Below are 6,467 nucleotides of genomic sequence, written 5' to 3' on the forward strand. Positions count from 1 at the left end.
TTTTTAATAAAGCCATACATATATTTGGCTTATCTTTTAACATAATTGAGAAAATTAACATGAAGCGCAAAGGAATATTGCAATTTATTTATGCATTGATGATTTCTATCGTCGTCACTGCATGTGGAGGAGGTGGAGGTGACAGTAGTAATCAGACCGTCAGTGACACTTCAAGAAAAGGTAGCTTACAGCTGGTGCTAAAAGACGAGACGAATTCCAGTCAATTTGAAACCGTGTCAGTTGAGAACATTCAAGGTGCATCTCGTGCTCTTAGCTTTAAATCCCAATCATCAGATGCGAAAGCATTTTCGTCTGCAGCAGGCGAAGAAAATCGTTCTTTGTCTCCAAGCTCGGTGACGACAAATGAACCCGCTCTCGATCTAAATCTGGACACATTCAGAATTTCAGGAGAGGGACCTGCTGGCGAATCATTTAATACCGTCGTTAGAGGTCGTGGTGCACGTCAAATTGAAGGGCTGATTGCGGGGAACTGGACCATCACAGTTATTGCCCAAGACGTCAACGGCTTAGAATTTGCGCGTGGTAGCCAAGCTGTGACAGTACGACCGTCGGAAGTAACCCCTTCATTTATCGAAGTGGCTATGGCTCAAGGTAAAGGTAGTTTTGACTTTGCGATTGAGTGGCCAAAAAACATTGCACTGACGCCTAAAGTTACCGCAGAGCTGCGTTCAACTAGTGGTAACGTGGTTTCTGTGCTGGATACGATTGTAACTTCGAAAGACGCAAATAATTGGGTAGCAAGTGCTTCATTAAGTAATCACGTAGATTCAGGTTATTATGCGTTGGTGTTTACTATTCACGATGGTAACTCTACCAATGCTAAAGCGCATTTAGCGACGGGTTTTGCTGAGACGGTTCGTATTATTAAAGGACAGTCGACTTCGGTAAAACAAACGTTGAAAGGAGTGAAAGGTGTCGGTGAAATTGATCTGAATATTGAGCTTAAGGTAAACAACTCACTTCCTATTGAAATTACGAATGCTGACGTATTACCAAATTCATTTGCGTTTGATACGCCGACGAGCTTCACCGTCGAAGCAGATGTGCCTAGCTCAGATTCTAGCCATGGCAACATTGTAAAAACTTGGTATCTAAACGGTCAGTTGGTGGGGATAGGACCAACATTTACGATCGATCCTGCCAATACTCCTCTGGTGAACAACTACTTTGGTCACTACCTTAAAGGTCACTATCGTTTAGATGTGATAGGTGTCACGCCAACTGGTGAGAGAAGTGGCTCGGCGAGCTATGAATTCTCTGTAACGGGTGATCAAATTTCCATTGGTCAAAAAGGATCAATTGTTGGTCAAGTCTTCCTAAACCTTGCTAGTTCTAAACCACATTCAGGCGCTGTCAGCGATCTAGAAGTGAACCTTAAAAACGACACGGGTGTAGTTATTCAAGGTGCAATTGAACTCTTGGATTCAAACGGAAAATTTGGCGGTCAAGACATTCCGGCTGGCGATTATGCGTTAGAGATAAAATTGGGAGCATCTTACCTTCCTTACCATGCACCAGTTAAGATTGAACCTGGAGTATTAACGGATCTGGATGTTATTCAGTTATTACCAGGGTCTACGTCTTCTGTATCGGCAACAGCAGCATCGAGTATCTCACTCGGTAATGGTGCATCTATCTCGTTTCCTGCGAACGCGTTCACGGGTGTAACGAGCGGTAATGTGACGGTTTCTCATCGTTCAGTTAACCCTTCCGATTCTGCTTTCCTAGAAGCTTTCCCTGGCGGTTTTACCGGTATTGAAACAGATGCCAATGGTGTCCCAACTGGAGAAGCTGAAATAATCTCGTTTGGTGTTATCGGTGCAGATATAAGAGACGCTTCAGGGAAAGAAGTGACATTAGCATCACCTGCAACAATCAAGATTAAAGTAGCAAACCCTGCAACCGCACCTACATCGCTGCCATTGTGGCACTTAAATGAAAACACTGGTAAATGGACGCAAAAAGGCGTCGCAAACCTCAAAGGTGATCATTATGAGGGTACAGTTGAGCACTTCAGCTGGTGGAACTTTGATTACTCATGTGGTCCAGAGGGTGCATTGCGTTGTCCCTATATAAGTGTAAGCTTTGACGTAGTTGACGTACACGGAAACCCTGTTCCATATGCAAAGGTTAAAGTGTCAGGATCGGGTACTTTTGCATCTCAGAAAACAGTGACCGCAAATAGTTTGGGTAAAGCATATGCAAGCCTAATGTTCTCACCACAAGCGATTGAGGATAAATGGGAATCAATTTCATACTCCATTTCTGCACAACAAAGTCGACCGAATGCGAATGGAACACTTCTGAGCAGTAAACCGACTTCAATGGAGTTTTACCTAGATCATGCTGCAGGTCGAAGTAAGCGTTACACCAAAAAAATCGTTTTAGGAGAAGATGCCCCTTACCTAACCGTAAAGTCAAAGTACCGTGATATTGAGAACCAAGATGTATGGAGAGCTATCGAGAATGATAGCGCGCCAATCAAAGTTATTCAGCCAACTGGGTCTGCGACTAGCTCTGAAACGGGTATAGAAATTAAAAACTCAGGTAAGTCTGAGCTGACTATTTCTGGTTTCAACTTCCGAACCACAGATGGAAAGAGTTTACCTTCCGACTGGTCGTTGAGTGTTAGCAACTTGCCTCCAAAACTGGATCCAGAAAATACACATATTTTCAACGTTAAGTATCAAGGTACCGATTGGGATCTAGCTCGAGCGACATTGGAGATTGTAAGTGATGACCCAACAGGGAATGCTCTTATTCCTTTAGTTGCTGTGCCTACTCCAATTCCAGGTCACAGAGCCATTGTCATTGAAAACAAAACGCTTTCCACCATGTCGACATTTAGTGGTCGTGTAGGTTATAGCACAATGTTAGATCCGTATGCTCCTAGCAATCCGTACGCACCGTCTAACCCTTATGCCCCTACAAACCCATACGCACCATCAAATCCATATGCACCTGCCGATCCTTATGCCGAGCCGAAGACGATTCAGTCGTTCTATGGGTATAGTTCCAGTTACGGCTCCAATGCTCAGAAGGGTTCAAGCTCTTACGGTCCGTATGAGTACCGTGCGCTATTTGCATTTGATTTAACTGCTATTCCAACAAATGCGAGAATCTTGAGTGCAAGATTGGAGAACAATCGAAATGTAGGTAATGCGGTTAATTTGTATGAAGGTACACAATCAGAATACCCGAATAACGAATCTGCAAAAGAGGACTTCGAATTTAGATGTGATGTAGGTATTGCACCTGAAAATTGCCCTCTGGGTCAGTTAGCAACTGGCAACTCGCCAGTGAAACTGAACTTCGGTGAACGTGGTATTGAAGAAATTCGAGATGCTATAAACAGCGGAGAAATCTTGAAAATTTCAGCATCCGTTGCTGATGAAACTGGGTATCAGTATTTCAGGTTCCAAGATTTAAAACTGGTTATTGAATTCGGTTACTAAACTCAACCTAACTACAAGGGAGCGCTATGCTCCCTTCTTCTATGATTATGTCTATATTCATTAAACAATTTACCCATCGAATTGACGATGTTTGGTTAGTGTTACTACCTATCGTTATCTCCATTACAACTTGTGTTTATTGGAGCGGCTTTTTCTATAGTCACGATGTACCGAAATGGCTATTTATTGATGTACTTTTGTCGGTGTTCGTTTTTTTAAATCTACGAAAATTGGCTAGTAAGTTTTCCTATATAAGCTTCTTATTTGGCGCTACAGCGTATTGGATTGCAACCAGTTTTGTTTGGTCTAGCCATGTTTACGCTGGTATTGAGTTTCTCTTTCGCTTTGTACTATTTGGTTTTTCTTTTTCACTATTGGTAACGATTTACAACAGTGAACAGCGCAAAAATTTATTGCTTTATTCTTCAGTGCTTTCTGCCTCTCTCTTCTCCATTATTTTTTTTATCGAACGCTGGATGGATGTTCCTGTGAATAATGGTGCATTCACACCAATTGGATTTACTAACAATGCTGGACATATTTTCAACATCTGGATTCCCGCCCTATGCTATTTCGCATGGTGTAATAGATTCAGGTATGTATGGTTACTGGGAGTTTCTGTCATTCTATTAAGCGTGCTGCACGTTTTGAATATTTCCCATATTAGAACTACCGTTATTGCTCTGGCTTTGGGTGTGCTCGTCTTTCTATTCTTGCAGTCGAGACGCTTGTTAGAGCGGGGAAACTTATCTCTTCGAATGCCGTTGGTGATTATTGGAATAACATCTTTAGTAGGATACGCCACTTCTCAATCATCTTTTGCTCTCCCTCATACACTTTCTGCTTCATTTAGTGCTATTGAAGAGCCCTTAGATAACTATCGCCCTAGGCTAAATATGGTTCTCAATAGTTGGGATATGCTAAAGGAAAATCCATTTGGAGTCGGGGCAAACAATTTTGAATTTATCCACCCTGAATACGCAAAAGTTGGCACTCATCAGGCCTCCGAATTTGTCAGTGAGAAACAAATATTAAAAACACCACATAACTTTCTAGCCAAGGTATTTACCGAACTCGGCTGGATCGGTGGAATCTTGTTTTCGCTAATCTACCTATGGCTTATCGTTAAAGCTTTCCAATTAGTGATAGCAGAACCCAACCGTTGGTGGATATTTATTGCATTGTTTGCCTTTTTAACCCATTCACTTTTAAGCCAAGTGTTTTTGTCTCCGATGAGCTACATATTTGCGATATTACTGTTTGCTGCACTTATCAGAGGTAAGAAAGAAGTTACTATAGCCAAACCGAGTAACAAGACCGTTTTATCCTCTGTGGCAATATTTGCACTGATTGTCCCCGCATTGAGCTTCATGACCACAGTTTCTCATTTTTACCACTACCAAGGGGTCTCAAACCAAAACATAGAAAAACTGGAAAAATCAGTTTCCATTTATCCGGGAAATGAAGCAGCATGGCTTGAGTTGTCTATGGCGTATTTTTACGGTCCGAAGGATTTGGATTCAGCTATAACTGCTTCGGAGAGTTTTCTCTCTCTCAATCCCAATCACATATACGGTCGTCATTTCTACGGCATGCTATTGGTTTACAAAAAAGACTGTGCGAAAGCTGTTAAAACATTAGGTGGCTTGCTTAAGTACTACCCGAGTTACAAAAAAGCTGAACATTTATTCCACCAGGCTCAAGATTGTAGCCTGCGTCAGCAAAATGAGTTACTGAGCTCCCGATAATTTGACTGGTCTCATTGAGACCAGTCTCAATCAAGCCTAATTAATTGGTCGTCACTGGCTTAGAACGCATTCTTGAAACAGTTTCGCGTTCGGCGCGTTTGCATCTTTGTGGGGGTAAGTTCTGGTCGAGAAGTTTGAGATCTTCCATGACCATTTCGCCCATATTAAGAAACGCAACATCTAAAGCCCCTGCTCGGTGGGCAGAGCGGACAAAGCCTTCAAGGTTGCGAACCGGGTGGTCTAAGGGTAGGGGTTCTTCTGGGAACACATCACTGGCCGCGACGATGTGTTTTGACTCAACAGCGTCCATCAAATCTTCAAAATTGACGATGTTAGCCCGGCTGAGAAGAATAAACGCGGATCCTGCTTTCATCTTGCTGAAAGCACTCTTGTTTAGAAAATGCTGGTTCTCGCTGGTTACGGAGGCAACAACAAAAATCACATCACTTGTTGATAGCAACGTGTCCAATTCAGCGGGGGCGACGTCGTGTTCTTTGAGAAGAGACTCGGGTAACCATGGATCGTAGGACTGAACTTTCGCCCGAAACCCTTTAAGCAGTTGATTGAGTGCTTTGCCTAAGTCACCAAAACCAATGATTCCGACGGTAGCGCCCGATAGCAGGCTGGCATTTGCGTTTCCGTCGCCTCCCCAAAGTTCGCTTCCATCTCTGAACATCAGGTCGGCGTTGATCAGGTCTCTTTTCAACGCTAAGGCAAGTGCTACCCCAAGTTCAGCCACTGGAAGTGCGAATACCTGGCCCGTTGTGACGACATGAATCCCCCTTTCAAATAACAGTGGATAGGGCATGTTGTCGATAAGGTTGCTCTCGACGTTAAAAATACAGCGTAATTTTGACGCCTTCTGAATGAATTGCTCATCCAATGGAGGCTGACCAATGATGTAGGTGATCTCGGAAATGATGTCATTGTTGAGGTCATTCACGTCCTCACTTTCCGTCTCAAGGACTCTGTATTGTTCAAAAAGCTGGGCTTTTCGTTCTGGTGAGAAAATCAAATCCAATGTTCTGGGGTAAGGTGCGCTCACAATGAGGGGGCGGTTATCTAGCGTCATATCCATTCCTTGTTAACCGTTAAATTGAAACTGCCCAAGCTTGTTAAAAAATCTTGGGTTAAGAAGCAGCTATCCCCGGAAAAATGACTCAGTGGAATCCATGTTCACTCAAATCATATAAGAAATCTGCTTGTTGCTAATTTGTAAAAAATAAAAATAAATCGATTTACT

Annotated in this window: 3 protein-coding genes; 2 read left to right on the top strand and 1 reads right to left on the bottom strand. The window is 42.8% G+C overall.

Annotation, left to right across the window (positions count from 1 at the left end; translation table 11 throughout):
* Nucleotides 1–59: 59 nt before the first annotated feature.
* Nucleotides 60–3,476, top strand: coding sequence for a hypothetical protein (locus tag VPNCDNU1_RS21905; protein WP_104402315.1), 3,417 nt, complete (start codon nucleotides 60–62; stop codon nucleotides 3,474–3,476).
* A gap of 26 nt (nucleotides 3,477–3,502) precedes the next feature.
* The gene (locus VPNCDNU1_RS21910) at nucleotides 3,503–5,224 is read left to right on the top strand and encodes an O-antigen ligase family protein (RefSeq protein WP_104402316.1); all 1,722 of its coding nucleotides are present in this window, start codon (nucleotides 3,503–3,505) and stop codon (nucleotides 5,222–5,224) included.
* Between the two features lie 40 nt (nucleotides 5,225–5,264).
* Here the strand turns inward: VPNCDNU1_RS21910 and VPNCDNU1_RS21915 are convergent, their stop codons facing one another.
* Nucleotides 5,265–6,296: a hydroxyacid dehydrogenase gene (locus VPNCDNU1_RS21915; RefSeq protein ID WP_104402317.1), complete on the bottom strand. Its 1,032-nt coding sequence runs from the start codon at nucleotides 6,294–6,296 to the stop codon at nucleotides 5,265–5,267.
* Nucleotides 6,297–6,467 lie beyond the last annotated feature (171 nt).

Origin of the sequence: Vibrio penaeicida (assembly GCF_002933855.1) — a bacterium.
Taxonomy (GTDB): Bacteria; Pseudomonadota; Gammaproteobacteria; order Enterobacterales; family Vibrionaceae; genus Vibrio; species Vibrio penaeicida_A.